The following is a 15141-nucleotide window of genomic DNA, read 5'->3' as shown; positions in this document are numbered from 1 at the left end:
CCTTCCCGTTATCCTATGTATTCGAAGATCTAATTTCATTAACTAAGCTGGCAGGAAATAATTCGTCATAGCTAGGGAGGTCTACGTTTATGGGCCTGTTCCAAAGCTGATCCCTAATGCGCAATGCTTCGTCAAGTTCAGCAACATACTGGCGATGGTCTCTACTGTTCATGTGTCCGGAAATCTCGACGTCAAGTAGGAGGTCCTTGATCTTGGCCTTGTTGGCGATTATCTCTTGTCGTGTACTAAGTGGTATACGTTTGTAAGCCTCAATATATGTTGGGGGCGAGGGGAGTAACTCACGCGTGACCGTGGGTTCAAGGGTGCTCAGATTTAAGTTTGGTTCGCTGATGCTGCGAGCTGAAGTTTCTGCATTGGGAGTAGCCAGCGCTGCCGTCGATCTATGTGCCCGTTGAGTTGCAAGACGCTGTGGTCGTCTTCTGAGACCCAATAGATTTCCTATTCCTTTAATCGGGCTGAGCCAGCTCTGTCCGCTAGGATCAATGCGGTTCACTGGATCGCCAGCACAATATGCGTAGGCGTTGATCCCACCCTCGTGAAATGGGCTTTTCACATCGGGGGACAAAAACCTCATCAATGCAGGGGCATAGACCCGACGGCCAGATCCCAACAGATATTGGTGCGTCAGGCTATTTAGATATTCCCCATTGAAGCCAATTAAAGCAAGGGCTGATGAAAGACGGTGCCCATAGGGAGTGTAAGAAAGCCCTGCAACTACCGTGGTTTGGCCCGGCGTCGAGGCCTTGAGATACCTCTTGACAGGGTCAGAGGTGTTTACTCCTGTCTTAGCAATCATTGAATACCCCTTACCGTTTGCCTAAATGCTACTCTTCTTATATTTAGTGTGGGACCGTTCATTAGTCTCGGATACTGGCAAAAATAACAGGCTGGCCTCGGCTTTTAATGGGCCCGATAAGGAGGCGGCCGTTTCGACCCTCCTGGCCCTCAACTGCACGCCAAGGTGCTGGTGCCCGAGGCGCAATAAAACCTCGGGCGGCGAGTTGCACATCACGCCTTAACAAACGGTGGGCGGAGCCCGGGATGTAATAGGACTAGCGCGCACCAGCCCTGGCAGCAAGGTAATTTTGAACCCGCCCAAGCTACCCCGATCTCTCCCAACGACCTGCTTACTGCATTCAAGGCGCTGGCTTCGGGCGCGTTTAGTCAAGTGTCGCACCTCCGAGGACCACCTCACACTACCTGACTGGTAATGCACTCGTATGGGCTATACGCAGAGGCGGTAATTCTCAATGGCAGGCCCTCGACTAAGAACTGTCGCTCTAGTCTTTGCCTCAGCACAGGCTGTGCGCAACTATCAGAATTATCAGGTGCAGCCGGTGGAGCCACTGGCACCCTCCGTGGCTTCTTTGCCTGCCGTCGATGTAGAAGCCGGCTTGCAAGCGACAGGCCACTTCGGCCAAAAAGCTCAGCCCATCTCCCCGCGCAGCTGCTCGATCCGCTGATCCTTCTCCACCCACAACCGGTTCACCCAGGCCTGCACAGTCTGGCGAAACTCCGGATCATTCTCGTAATCTCCCGCCCACAGCGCGGGGTCCAGTTCGCGTACCTGAATATCAATGATCACCCGGCTGACACTGCCATTGAGCAGGTCCCAGAACCCTGGCGCCTTGTTGCCGGGGTACACGATGGTGACGTCAAGCAGGGCATCCAGCTGCTCGCCCAATGCAGCCAGCACGAAGGCCACACCGCCGGCCTTGGGCTTGAGCAGGTGACGATAGGGCGATTGCTGTTCCAACCGCTTGGCTTCGGTGAAGCGGGTACCTTCTAGGTAATTGACCACGGTCACTGGTTGGCGGCGGAACAGCTCACAGGCGGCCTTGGTGATTTCCAGGTCCTTACCCTTGAGCTCGGGGTGCTTCTCCAGAAACGCCTTGCTGTAACGCTTCATGAAGGGGTAGTCCAGGCCCCACCAGGCCAGGCCCAGCAGCGGCACCCAGATCAGCTCTTTTTTCAGGAAGAATTTGAAGAACGGCGTGCGGCGATTGAGGCTTTCGATCAGTGCGGGGATGTCTACCCAGCTTTGGTGGTTGCTCACCGCCAGGTACGAAGTGTCTTTGCGCAGGCTTTCGACACCGCGAATGTCCCACTGGGTAGGGATGCACAGGGCGAAGATGGCTTTGTCGATTTCCGACCAGGTTTCGGCCACCCACATCACTGCCCATGAGGCGTAGTCGCGGCCACGCCCTGGCAGCACCAGTTTGATCAGGGCGAATACCAGCAGCGGGCCGATCAACACCAGGGTGTTGAGCAGCAGCAGGGTGGTAGTGAGAATGCCGGTCAGCAGGCGACGCATAAGGAAACTCTTGTTGTGGGATGAAAACTGTTGGCAATGATAAGCAGGGCGTTGGCCTACGCCAAATGTCCAATGCGCTGCGATGAAGACAAATGTTTCACATTATGTTGGTTAGGCTTGTGACAGCGAACCTCTTCTGCCGGTGCAGTCTAAGCACCGACCCCTCTCAAGGAAGCTTGCCTGTGAAACCACTGTTTGCCCTGCTGTCAGTGTTGGCGCTACCGGTGATGGCCGCCGAGCCTACCGTGTATGGACGTTATGAAAACATCGCACTGCCGGAGATCGGTGAAACGCTGAAAGCCAAGATGGACACCGGTGCCTACACGGCGTCGTTGTCGGCAAAGGACATCGAACGCTTCACCCGTGACGGCGAGGAGTGGGTGCGTTTCCGCCTTGCCACCCAGGATGCGGACGGCAAGGTGTACGAGCACAAGGTCTCGCGCATCAGCAAGATCAAGGCGCGCGCCGAAGAGGACGATGAAGGGGATGCGCCCGAGGCGACCAAACGGCCGGTGGTTGACCTTGAGCTTTGCCTGGGCGATGTGAAGCGTACGGTCGAGGTCAACCTTGTGGACCGCAGCCACTTCAATTACCCGCTGCTGGTGGGCGCCAAGGCCCTGCGCGAGTTCAAGGCTGCAGTCAACCCGGCGAAGAAATACACGGCGGGCAAGCCGGGTTGCTGACTAGGTTCAGGTTTGCAGCTTGAAATGGGCTGGGGCCATCGCGGGTAAACCCGCGATGAGTCCGCTCACGCCACTGGAGCGGTCGCTACCATGGACGGCCGCAGGCTCACCTCGGCATACCACGCCGCCAACCCTGGCTGACGCTCCCGCCAGCCAAACTCGGGCTGGCGCAGGTCCAGATACCCCAGTGCACACGCCAGGCCAATGGCTGCCAGGTCGAACCCGGATGCCAGCTCAGCCAGGTGCTCCTGCTCCAGGTTGGCGAGGCTACGACGGATTTTTTCGGCCTGAGCCTCCAGCCACCCGCCCCAACGCTTGTCTTCAGGCCGCAAGAAGCTTTCGTAGCGGCTGGAAACAGCCGCATCCATGATTGCATCGGCCTGGGACGCCAGCGTCATGCGCCGCCAGCGGGCAGAGCCCTCCCGGGGTAGCAGTGGCTGGCCCACGTGCTGCTGGTCAAGGTATTCGCAGATGACCCGGCTGTCATGCAGCACGGTGCCGTCATCCAGGCGCAGGGCCGGGATCTTGCCGATCGGGTTGCCCTGGTTGAGCTGCGCATCGCCGCTCACCGGGCTGATATTCACCGTGTGCAGTTGCACACGCTGCAGCTGGCCGGTTTCGTGCAACACCACCATGACCTTGCGCACGAATGGCGACAAGGGGGCGTGAAACAGGGTCATCGTGCTCATGCTTCAATTACCCTGCAGGCTAGGCGGCAGGCACACGCCGGTACCGCCGATACCGCAGTAGCCCTGGGGGTTCTTGGCCAGGTACTGCTGGTGATAGGCCTCGGCGAAGTACACCGTCGGTGCCTGGTCGATTTCAGTGGTGATTTCGCCGAAGCCTGCCTTGCTCAGCTCGGCCTGGAAGGCGTCGCGGCTGGCCTTGGCCTGTTCCAGCTGTTCCGGGCTGGTGCAGTAGATGGCCGAGCGGTACTGGGTACCGACATCGTTGCCCTGGCGCATGCCTTGGGTCGGGTTGTGCAGTTCCCAGAACATGGCCAGCAGCTCGCGGTAGCTGACCTTGTCCTTGTCGAACACCACCAGCACCACTTCGGTATGGCCGGTCAGGCCCGAGCAGACTTCTTCGTAGGTAGGGTTCGGGGTGAAACCGCCAGCGTAGCCAACCACCGTGCTGACCACACCTTCACGCTGCCAAAAGCGGCGCTCTGCGCCCCAGAAGCAGCCCAGGCCGAAGATGGCGAAGTCGATAGCGCCTTCGAAGAAGGGGCCGAGTAGCGGGGTGCCTTCGAACACGTAGTGGAATTCGGGCAGGCTCATTGGCGTTTCGCGGCCAGGCAGGGCCTGTTCCGCGGTAGGCATGACGTTTTTGTTCACCAGGATTTCCGAACGCAGGACCATGGCCGTTCCTCTGTGTTTTTTCAGTTGGATAGGTGCTGGGGCATTCGCGGGTAAACCCGCTCCCACAGGCCTTTCACAGTATTCGAAATACTTGGTGGGCTTGTGAGTTAATAGGCCCTCATGGGCACTATAGTGCCCGAGGTTTATGCTGCTGTCAGGCCATCGGCCCGCGTGGGTAACGCTTCAATCGCTCGGCAAGCTCGCGCCCTGGGATCGGCCGGTCGAACAGGTAACCCTGGCCAATGTCGCAGCGGTGGCGGCGCAGGAACGCCAGCTGGGCGGGTGTCTCGATGCCCTCTGCCACCACTTTCAGCTTCAGGTTGTGCGCCATGGCCACCACCGCCGAGGTGATTTCCATGTCGTCCTGGTTGTCCGGGATATCATTGATGAAGCTGCGGTCGATCTTGAGGATGTCGATCGGAAACTTCTTCAGGTAGCTCAGCGAGGAGTAGCCTGTGCCAAAGTCGTCCATGGCCAGGGTCAGGCCCAGGGCTTTCAGTTCATCCAGCTGGCGGTGCGTGTCGTCGCTGGCCTCCAGCAGCAGCCCTTCGGTCAGTTCCAGTTCCAGCAGGTGCGCCGGCAGCCCCTCCTCGCGAATGATGCTGCTGATCGAGGCCACCAGGTCCGGGTCGGAGAACTGCTTGGGCGACAGGTTGATGGCCACATGCAGGTTGCCCAGGCCGGCTTCGCGCAACGCCTTGCTCATGCGGCATGATTGGCGCACCACCCATTTGCCGATGGGGATGATCAGGCCGGTTTCTTCGGCCACGCTGATGAACTGGTCCGGGCGGATCATGCCGCGCTCGGGGTGGTTCCAGCGCAGCAAGGCTTCCAGGCCCAACAGCCGGCCACTGCGCAGGCACAGCTTGGGCTGGTAGAACACCTCCAGCTCGTTCTGGGTCAGCGCGCGGCGCAGGTTGTTCTCGACGAACAGCTTGTAGCTGGCTTCGGCATTGAGCACTTCGGTGAACACCTGCACCTGGTGCTTGCCGTTGGCCTTGGCCTTGTGCAGGGCAAGGCCTGCGTTCTTCATCAGGCTGGTGGGGTCGGCGCCGTGCTGCGGCGCACTGGCCAGGCCCACCGAGGCAGTGACGTTGATCAACTGGTTGTCGACGAACATCGGTTTGTCGAGGGTATGCAGCAACTGCTGCGCCACGCTCTGGCCCGCTTCCAGGCTGGTGTCGTCGAGCAGCACGGCGAACTCGTTACTGGCGAAGCGCGCCAGGATGCCGCCGGCGTGCAGGCTGTTGCGCAAGCGCCTGGCCAGGCTGATCAGCAGCTTGTCGCCGGTGTGGTGGCCCAGGCTGTCGTTGATGCGCTTGAAGTTGTCGATGTCTACCAACAACAGGCACATGGCGTTTTGCACGTCGCGGGCGAAGCATTCGTCCAGGCTGCGGATGAAGGCAGGGCGGTTACCCAGGTTGGTCAGGTTGTCGGTGTAGGCCAGCCGCTCGATGCGCTGCTGCGCCAGCTTGGTCTGGGTGACGTCTTCGTAGATGCCGATGTAGTGGGTCAGCTCGCGGTTGTCGCCGTACACCTTGGAGATCGACAACTGGCCCCAGTAGGGCTCCAGGTTCTTGCGCCGGCTTTTGAATTCGCCCTGCCAGCTGTTGCCCATGGCCAGGCTGGAAGGGGAATCGAACAGCAGTTCGTTGAGGTTTTCCAGCGCGGGCAACTCACCCAGGTGGTGGCCCTGGACTTCATCGGTGCTGTACTGGGTAATGGCGGTGAAACTCGGGTTTACATATTCCACCTGGCCATCGCGGTTCACCAGCAGGAAGGCACTGGCACTTTGTTCCACCGCTCGCTGGAACAGGTGCAGCGCGCTGGTGGCGGCACGGCGGTTGTGGTTGGTGATCACCTGGGCGAACTGGTCGGCCAGCTCGCCTGCAAAGGCAATTTCGTCTGACTGCCAGGCGCGCGTCTGCCCGGTCTGCTCAAGGCACAGCACGCCTACCACCTGGCCGTCGACGCGGATACTGGCGTCGAGCATCGCCTTGTTGCCGGGGCCCATGCTTTGCAACAGGGCGCGTGTGCGGGGGTCGTGGCCGGCATTGTGGGCGTCGATGGCCCGGCTGGCGTGCAGGGCGTCCAGGTAGTCGGGGAAGCGGCTGGCGTCAATGGCTTCGGGCTGGCGGTAGGCCTGCACGTCGCTGTACCAAGCGGTGATGGGTTCGAGGCGCTGGTCTTCCAGGTGCCAGATGCCAGCGCAGTCGATCTTGTAGATTTCGCAGGCACTGCGGGTGATCAATTCGGCGGCTTCGAGCAGTGAGTTTTCGGCGCTGTACCGCTGGCGTGCCAGGCGCAGGATGAGGTCCTGCTGGCTGCGCACCCGCTCCAGGTGCTCCAGTTGTTCCTGCTGGGCACGCTGGTTCAGTTGCAGGGCCAGTTGCAGGCGGTTGTTGCGCGACTCAAGCTCACTGGCGGTCTCGCCGGTGTCTTCGGGGTGGTCGTCCAGCACGCTCAGGTAGCCGCGCAGCAACTGGCGGTTGTGTTGCTTGTAGCCTTCGCCCACTTCCAGCATGCGCAGTGAGGCGCTTGGTGTATGCAGGGTGTAGCGCACCCGGTAATAGGCACGTTGGGCCAATTGCAGTTGAATGTCGTCGTGCAGCCGGTAGCGGGCCTCAGGCTCCATCAGGCTGGCGTAGGGGGCATCCACCAGGGCGCACAAATCGCCGGCGTGCAGGCCAAACTGGCGCTCGCAGGCCGGGTCCAGGTACAGCAGCGACCAGCTTGCTTCGTTGAGCCTTTCGAACCGCAGCATACCCAGCCGCGACGGCACGGGTAACGGCGTGACGACCTCGGCCGCCACACGGCTGGCGGCATCGGTTTGGCTTTTCATCGAAGACTCGCTTGAAGAGGGAACGCGCCCGTTGGACCACGTCGAATCTGGCAAGGTTGCATCATGTCCCTATGGCTGGCAAGCGGCCATGTTTGAGGGTGTGTAATGGTTATCGGCGGGGTGAGCGGGAAAGTTAGATCGCCTTGGGTTTTTTGACGGACAAAAAAAGCCCCGCCAAACGACGGGGTTGAGGTACGAGCGTGGCAGCTCGAAAAAAGTCCTGCCCCTCGCCAGGAGGGGCAGTGTGCAGCGTTACAGCAGCAGGGTGCGGATGTCGCCCAGCACATCGCCCAGACGCTTGGTGAAGCGCGCGGCGGCAGCGCCATTGATCACACGGTGATCGTAGGACAGCGACAGCGGCAGCATCAGCTTGGGCTGGAAGGCCTTGCCATCCCACACCGGCTGCATGGTGGCTTTCGAGACCCCCAGGATTGCAACTTCCGGTGCGTTGACGATCGGCGTGAAGCCGGTGCCGCCAATGTGGCCGAGGCTGGAGATGGTGAAGCAGGCGCCCTGCATCTCGTCAGCCGACAGCTTCTTGGTGCGGGCTTTTTCGGCCAGCGCCGCGGCTTCGGCAGCCAGTTGCAGCAAGTTCTTCTGGTCGACGTTCTTGATCACCGGTACCAGCAGGCCATCCGGGGTGTCCACGGCGAAACCGACGTTGACGTACTTCTTGCGGATGATCGCCTTGCCGCTTGGGGCCAGCGAGCTGTTGAAGTCTGGCAGTTCCTTGAGCAGGAAGGCGCAGGCCTTGAGCAGCAACGGCAGCACGGTCAGCTTGACGCCTGCTTTCTCGGCCACAGCCTTCTGCGCCACGCGGAAGGCTTCCAGCTCGGTGATGTCGGCAGAATCGAACTGGGTGACGTGCGGCACGTTCAGCCAGCTGCGGTGCAAGTTGGCAGCACCGACCTGCATCAGGCGGGTCAGGGCCACTTCTTCCACTTCACCAAACTTGCTGAAGTCCACGGCAGGGATCGGCGGGATGCCTGCGCCACCGGTGGCACCGGCAGCTGCAGGTGCTTCCTTGGCCTTCTGCATCATGGCCTTGACGTAAACCTGCACGTCTTCTTTCAGGATACGACCGTGTGGGCCGCTGGCCGCCACTGCGCCCAGCTCGACACCGAATTCACGGGCCAGCTGGCGCACGGCAGGGCCGGCATGAACCTTGGTGTTGCTACCGGCAGCTGGCGCAGCGGCTGCAGGTGCAGCGGCAGGGGCAGCAGGCGCAGGAGCACTTGCCGCCGGGGCTTGTTCAGCCTCGGCCTTGGCCGGCGCCGCAGCCGCAGGGGCTGGAGCAGCAGCCGGCGCGGCGCCAGCCACTTCCAGCTTGAGGATCAGGTCACCGGTGCCAACCTCATCGTCCAGCTTGGCGATGACTTCCTTCACCACGCCAGCGGCGGGGGACGGGATTTCCATGGAGGCCTTGTCGGACTCCAGGGTGATCAGCGACTGGTCGGCTTCGACGGTATCGCCAGCCTTCACCAGCACTTCGATGATCTTGGCCTTGCCCGACGAACCGATATCCGGCACGTGGATGTCCTGCACGCTGGCCGCAGCCGGTGCAGCAGCGGGGGCCGGGGCAGCTTCTGCGGCAGGCGCTGGCGCCGCTGCTTCTGCTGCAGGCTTCTGCTCGGCCGCCGGTGCCTCAGGGGCCGCAGCAGCGGCACCTTCGGCTTCCAGTACCAGCAGCTCGTCGCCTTCTTTCAGGCGGTCGCCCAGCTTGACCTTCAGTTCCTTGACCACACCAGCCTTCGGTGCCGGGATCTCCATGGAGGCCTTGTCGGACTCCAGGGTCAGCAGGCTCTGGTCGGCCTCGATACGGTCACCGACCTTGACGAACAGCTCGATGATTTCACCTTCACCGCTGCCGATGTCAGGTACGCGAATGAGTTCGCTCACTTAAAAATACTCCTCAGCAGTCCAGGGGGTTGCGCTTGTCCGGGTCGATGCCGAACTTGACGATGGCGTCAGCCACAACCTTGGGTTCGATCTCGCCGCGGTCAGCCAGGGCTTCCAGGGCAGCCAGCACCACGAAGTGGCGGTCGACTTCAAAGAAGTGACGCAGCTTCTTGCGGCTGTCGCTGCGACCGTAACCGTCGGTACCCAGGACCTTGAACTCTTTGCTTGGCACCCACTGGCGAATCTGCTCGGCGAACAGCTTCATGTAGTCGGTAGACGCGATCACCGGGCCTTTGCGACCGGTCAGGCACTGCTCGACGTAGGTCTGCTGTGGCTTCTGGCCAGGCTTGAGGCGGTTGGCGCGTTCCACGGCCAGGCCGTCACGGCGCAGTTCGTTGAAGCTGGTGACGCTCCACACGTCGGCACCGACGTTGAACTCTTCACGCAGGATCTTCGCTGCCTCGCGCACTTCGCGCAGGATGGTGCCCGAGCCCATCAGCTGCACATGGTGTGCGGCGTCACGGGTGTCTTCTTCCAGCAGGTACATGCCCTTGATGATGCCTTCCTCCGCACCGGCCGGGATGGCAGGCTGCTGGTAGGATTCGTTCATCACGGTGATGTAGTAGAAGATGTCCTGTTGCTCTTCGGTCATCTTCTTCATGCCGTCCTGGATGATCACCGCCAGCTCGTAGCCGTAGGTGGGATCGTAGGTGCGGCAGTTCGGGATGGTACCGGCCATCATGTGGCTGTGACCGTCTTCGTGCTGCAGGCCTTCACCGTTGAGGGTGGTACGGCCGGCAGTACCGCCGATCAGGAAGCCACGGGTGCGGCTGTCGCCAGCGGCCCAGGCCAGGTCGCCAATGCGCTGGAAGCCGAACATCGAGTAGAAGATGTAGAACGGTAGCATCGGTTGGTTGTGGCAGCTGTACGAGGTACCGGCAGCGATGAACGACGACATGGCGCCGGCTTCGTTGATGCCTTCCTCGAGGATCTGGCCCTTCTTGTCTTCGCGGTAGAACATCACCTGGTCTTTGTCGACAGGCTCGTAGAGCTGGCCGACCGACGAGTAGATGCCCAGCTGGCGGAACATGCCTTCCATACCGAAGGTACGGGCTTCGTCCGGAATGATCGGCACGATGCGCTGGCCGATTTCCTTGTCCTTGACCAGCTGCGCCAGAATACGCACGAAGGCCATGGTAGTGGAGATTTCGCGGTCGCCCGAGCCGTCCAGGATCGCTTTCAGCGTTTCCAGTGGCGGGGTAGGCACGCTGAAGCTCTTGGCGCGGCGCTGCGGCACGAAACCGCCCAGGGCTGCGCGGCGCTCGGCCAGGTACTTGGCTTCGGCGGAACCTTCTTCAGGCTTGAAGAACGGCAGGTTCTCCAGCTCTGCATCCTTGACCGGGATGTCGAAGCGGTCGCGGAATTTGCGCAGGCTGTCGACGTCGACCTTCTTGGTGTTGTGCGCGGTGTTCTTGGCTTCGCCGGCACCGGTGCCGTAGCCCTTGATGGTCTTGGCCAGGATAACGGTCGGCTGCTCTTTGTGGTTAACAGCCTGGTGGTACGCCGCGTAGACCTTGTACGGGTCGTGGCCGCCACGGTTGAGCTTCCAGATCTCGTCGTCGGACAGGTCTTCGACCATGGCCTTGAGCTCTGGGGTGTTGAAGAAGTGCTCACGCACGTAGGCGCCATCTTTGGCCTTGTAGTTCTGGTACTCGCCGTCGATGACTTCGTCCATGCGGCGCTGCAGGGCACCGTTGGTGTCCTTGGCCAGCAGTGGGTCCCAGAAACGGCCCCAGACGACCTTGTTGACGTTCCAGCCACCGCCACGGAACACGCCTTCGAGTTCCTGGATGATCTTGCCGTTGCCGCGCACAGGGCCGTCGAGGCGCTGCAGGTTGCAGTTGATGACAAAAATCAGGTTGTCCAGCTTCTCGCGGCCGGCCAGGGAAATGGCGCCCAGGGATTCCGGCTCGTCGCACTCGCCGTCGCCCATGAAGCACCAGACTTTCTGCTTGCCGGCCGGGATGAAGCCACGGGCTTCCAGGTACTTCATGAAGCGTGCCTGGTAGATGGCCTGGATCGGGCCCAGACCCATCGATACGGTCGGGAACTGCCAGAAGTCAGGCATCAGCCAGGGGTGTGGGTACGAGGACAGGCCGTTGCCGTCCACTTCCTGACGGAAGTTGTTCATCTGTTCTTCGCTGATGCGACCTTCCATGAAGGCGCGGGCGTAGACGCCTGGCGAGGCGTGGCCCTGGAAGAACACCAGGTCGCCGCCGTGTTCTTCGGTCGGGGCCTGGAAGAAGTAGTTGAAGCCGATGTCGTAAAGGGTGGCGCTGGAGGCGAAGCTGGAGATGTGTCCGCCCAGGTCCGAGTCTTTCAGGTTGGTGCGCATGACCATGGCCAGGGCGTTCCAACGCACCATCGAGCGAATGCGGCGTTCCATGAACAGGTCGCCAGGCATGCGTGCTTCGTGGGTGACAGGGATGGTGTTGCGGTATGGCGTGGTGATCGCATACGGCAGCTGAGAGCCACTACGGGTGGCCAGCTCGCCCATACGGGTCATCAGGTAATGAGCGCGGTCTTCGCCTTCTTTGTCGAGGACCGACTCCAGGGCATCCAGCCATTCCTGGGTTTCGATTGGATCGAGGTCTTGCATGGCTTGCTCCAGGGCGGAAAGGCAACCAGAATCGATTGCCTGAGATTGCGACTGGCCTTATGGGCAGACGTCGTGAATTCTTGGAATACCGGGGTATCGTCCGGCGCCGTGTAGTTTTACTACATTTGCTTTCTCATTTCATGCCTTTGCACGCCATGGGTAGTAGTAAAACTACAGCTGTGCGACGTTCGGTCGCATCTCGGCTTGTGAGGAAAAACGTTCATGTTGGTTGGTAGTGAGTCGCGAACGGGTGGTCCTTGATGTTTGTTGCCACAAAAACAGGCATTTCAGCTATTTCCAACCTTTGTACGACAGTCCAACCGTGGGCCGGTGTCTCCTTGGCCGCTTTCCCTCTCCCTTTTCACGCCGATCAAGGATAGACCATGCGCCTACCTTTGCCCTCCGATCTGCCACCTGCCCTGCAGCCACTGGCCACGCGCAATGGGCAGTTTTTGCAAGATGCCGTGGCTGCCCACCCCGGCCTGGACCTGAACCTCTGGAGCCCGTTGCACCGCCAGCAGTTCGATCAGGTGGCCGCCGCCAGCGATTTCGTGCTCGGCCTGGCCCAGCGTGACCCTGCCATGCTCTTCGGCCTGCTGGCCGCGGGCGCGCTGGACCGGCGCCACGCGCCCGGCGAGCTGCGTGCCCAGGTTGCCGAGGTAGCCCAGGCGGCGCAAACAGAAGAAGAACTGGCGCGTAACCTGCGCCGTGAGCGCAACCGCCAGCAACTGCGGATCATCTGGCGGGACATCACCCGCCAAGCCGACCTGGCTGAGACCTGCCGCGACCTGTCCGACCTGGCCGATGCCGCCATCGACGAAGCGTACCAGTGGCTGTACCCGCGCCACTGCCAGCAGTTCGGCACGCCCATGGGTAACCGCAGTGGCCAGCCGCAGCACATGGTGGTGTTGGGCATGGGCAAGCTGGGGGCCGGCGAGCTGAACCTGTCGTCGGACATCGACCTGATTTTCGCCTTCCCCGAGGGTGGCGAAACCGAAGGCGTGAAGCGTTCGCTGGATAACCAGGAATTCTTCACCCGCCTGGGGCAGCGCCTGATCAAGGCGCTGGACCCTGTCACCGTCGACGGCTTCGTGTTCCGCGTCGACATGCGCCTGCGCCCCTACGGCTCGTCTGGCGCACTGGTGCTCAGTTTCAATGCGCTGGAGCAGTACTACCAGGACCAGGGCCGCGACTGGGAACGTTATGCCATGATCAAGGCGCGGGTGGTGGCCGGGGACCAGGCAGCCGGTGCGCAGTTGCAAGACATGCTGCGCCCGTTCGTGTACCGCCGGTACCTGGATTTTTCGGCGATCGAAGCCCTGCGCACCATGAAACAGCTGATCCAGCAGGAAGTGCGGCGCAAGGGCATGGCCGACAACATCAAGCTGGGTGCGGGTGGTATCCGCGAGGTGGAGTTCATTGCCCAGGCCTTCCAGCTGATCCATGGTGGGCGGGACCTGAGCCTGCAACAGCGGCCGCTGCTCAAGGTGCTGGCAACGCTGGAGGGGCAGGGCTACCTGCCGCCCGCTGTGGTGGCGGAGCTGCGCGAGGGGTATGCGTTTCTGCGCTATACCGAGCATGCCATCCAGGCCATTGCCGACCGCCAGACGCAGATGCTGCCCGAAAGCGACACCGACCAGGCACGGGTTGCCTACATGCTCGGGTTTGCTGACTGGCAGGGCTTCCAGGCGCAGCTCAGCCACTGGCGGGGCCGTATCGACTGGCACTTCCGGCAGGTGATCGCCGACCCGGATGACGAGGACGGTGTAAGCGAGCTGGTGGTGGGCGGCGAGTGGTCGCCGCTGTGGGAGCAGGCCCAGGACGAGGAAGCAGCGGGTCGCCAGCTTGAAGAAGCCGGCTTCCGGCAACCCGTTGAAGCCTTGCGCCGCCTGGCGGCACTGCGCTCCAGCCCGCAGTTGCGCTCGATGCAGCGTATCGGGCGCGAGCGCCTGGATGCTTTCATCCCGCGTCTGCTGGCCCAGGCCATCGAACACGAAAACCCCGACCTGGTGCTGGAGCGGGTGTTGCCGCTGGTCGAAGCCGTGGCGCGGCGGTCTGCCTACCTGGTGCTGTTGACGGAAAACCCCGGGGCGTTGCGGCGGCTGTTGACGCTGTGTGCGGCCAGCCCGTGGATTGCCGAGCAGATTGCCCGCTACCCGTTGCTGCTCGATGAGCTGCTCAACGAAGGGCGCCTGTTCAGCCCGCCGTTGGCGCCAGAGCTGGCCAGCGAGCTGCGTGAAAGGCTGACCCGGATCCCCGAGGACGACCTGGAGCAGCAGATGGAGGCCTTGCGCCACTTCAAGCTGGCCCACAGCCTGCGCGTGGCAGCCTCGGAAATCAGCGGCAACCTGCCGCTGATGAAAGTCAGCGACTACCTTACCTGGCTGGCCGAAGCCATCCTCGACCAGGTGCTGGCCCTGGCCTGGCGGCAGACTGTGGCCCGCCATGGCCAGCCCGTGCGCAGCGACGGCAGCCCCTGCGACCCGGGCTTCATCATCATTGGTTACGGCAAGGTCGGCGGCCTGGAGCTGGGTCATGGGTCGGACCTTGACCTGGTGTTCATCCACGACGGTGACCCGCAAGCGGAAACCGACGGCGCCAAACCTATCGACAGCGCGCAGTTCTTCACCCGCCTGGGCCAGCGCATCATTCACCTGCTGACCACCCAGACCAACTCGGGGCAGCTGTACGACGTGGACATGCGCCTGCGGCCTTCTGGCGCATCCGGGTTGCTGGTCAGCTCGCTGGGGGCGTTCGAGCGCTACCAGCAGAACGAAGCCTGGACCTGGGAGCACCAGGCCCTGGTACGCGCCCGGGTGCTGGTGGGTTGCCCGCGGGTAGGCGCGGCCTTCGAGGGCGTACGTGCCCAGGTACTGGGCCAGCCTCGGGACCTGGAAAAGCTGCGCATCGACGTGAGTGAAATGCGCGCCAAGATGCGTGACAACCTGGGCACCAAGGCAACCGCCGCCGGCACGGCGGCCAATGCCTTCGATGCCGGCATGCCCTTTGACATCAAGCAGGATGCGGGCGGTATCGTCGATATCGAATTTATGGTGCAATACGCCGCTTTGGCCTGGTCGCACGACCACGCGGCCATACTGCGATGGACCGATAACATCCGCATCCTGGAAGAGCTGGAGCAGGCGAACCTGATGCCGGCCAGCGACGCGGCGTTGTTGCGTGAAGTGTACAAGGCGTTCCGCTCGGCCTCGCACCGCCAGGCCTTGCAGAAGCAGGCCGGGGTGATCGACGCGGCGCAGTTTGCCGATGAACGCCGTGAGGTACGGCGTATATGGGGTGAGCTGGGCCTTACGTGAAGGGCCTGTCGCCTGTAGGCGGGCTTGCCCGCGAATGGCCCACGT

Annotated in this window: 9 protein-coding genes; 2 read left to right on the top strand and 7 right to left on the bottom strand. The window is 61.9% G+C overall.

What is annotated here, in order from left to right; genetic code table 11:
- Positions 1-13 precede the first annotated feature (13 nt).
- Together PPA02S_RS22795 and yihG are read right to left on the bottom strand one after the other, a co-directional pair.
- Complete coding sequence (locus PPA02S_RS22795) at positions 14-817, bottom strand: RHS repeat-associated core domain-containing protein (RefSeq protein WP_080667908.1); 804 nt, start codon at positions 815-817, stop codon at positions 14-16.
- Between the two features lie 630 nt (positions 818-1447).
- Complete coding sequence (gene yihG, locus PPA02S_RS18530) at positions 1448-2335, bottom strand: 1-acylglycerol-3-phosphate O-acyltransferase, YihG family (protein WP_028635272.1); 888 nt, start codon at positions 2333-2335, stop codon at positions 1448-1450.
- 182 nt (positions 2336-2517) lie between these two features.
- Between yihG and rloA2 the strand changes: the two genes are divergently transcribed.
- On the top strand, positions 2518-3018 hold the full coding sequence (gene rloA2, locus PPA02S_RS18525) for a retropepsin-like aspartic peptidase RloA2 (protein WP_028635271.1): 501 nt from the start codon (positions 2518-2520) through the stop codon (positions 3016-3018).
- A gap of 65 nt (positions 3019-3083) precedes the next feature.
- Here the strand turns inward: rloA2 and PPA02S_RS18520 are convergent, their stop codons facing one another.
- The 5 genes from PPA02S_RS18520 to aceE all read right to left on the bottom strand — a co-directional run bounded on the left by PPA02S_RS18520 (position 3084) and on the right by aceE (position 11779).
- Positions 3084-3707 (bottom strand): glutathione S-transferase, encoded by a 624-nt coding sequence (locus PPA02S_RS18520; protein ID WP_028635270.1) that lies wholly within the window; start codon positions 3705-3707, stop codon positions 3084-3086.
- Between the two features lie 3 nt (positions 3708-3710).
- Complete coding sequence (gene msrA / locus PPA02S_RS18515; RefSeq protein WP_028635269.1) at positions 3711-4379, bottom strand: peptide-methionine (S)-S-oxide reductase MsrA; 669 nt, start codon at positions 4377-4379, stop codon at positions 3711-3713.
- 154 nt (positions 4380-4533) lie between these two features.
- Complete coding sequence (locus PPA02S_RS18510; protein WP_028635268.1) at positions 4534-7221, bottom strand: putative bifunctional diguanylate cyclase/phosphodiesterase; 2688 nt, start codon at positions 7219-7221, stop codon at positions 4534-4536.
- A gap of 252 nt (positions 7222-7473) precedes the next feature.
- Entirely contained in the window at positions 7474-9120 is a 1647-nt protein-coding gene (gene aceF, locus PPA02S_RS18505) for a dihydrolipoyllysine-residue acetyltransferase (protein WP_028635267.1), read from the bottom strand.
- 13 nt (positions 9121-9133) lie between these two features.
- The gene (aceE, locus tag PPA02S_RS18500; RefSeq protein ID WP_028635266.1) at positions 9134-11779 is read right to left on the bottom strand and encodes a pyruvate dehydrogenase (acetyl-transferring), homodimeric type; all 2646 of its coding nucleotides are present in this window, start codon (positions 11777-11779) and stop codon (positions 9134-9136) included.
- A gap of 383 nt (positions 11780-12162) precedes the next feature.
- Between aceE and glnE the strand changes: the two genes are divergently transcribed.
- The gene (gene glnE / locus PPA02S_RS18495; RefSeq protein ID WP_028635265.1) at positions 12163-15096 is read left to right on the top strand and encodes a bifunctional [glutamate--ammonia ligase]-adenylyl-L-tyrosine phosphorylase/[glutamate--ammonia-ligase] adenylyltransferase; all 2934 of its coding nucleotides are present in this window, start codon (positions 12163-12165) and stop codon (positions 15094-15096) included.
- Positions 15097-15141 lie beyond the last annotated feature (45 nt).

The sequence above is a fragment of the Pseudomonas parafulva NBRC 16636 = DSM 17004 genome, assembly GCF_000730645.1.
GTDB lineage: Bacteria > Pseudomonadota > Gammaproteobacteria > Pseudomonadales > Pseudomonadaceae > Aquipseudomonas > Aquipseudomonas parafulva.
The sequence above is the reverse complement of the archived record's forward strand: the minus strand, read 5'-3'. Positions and strand labels throughout refer to the sequence as shown.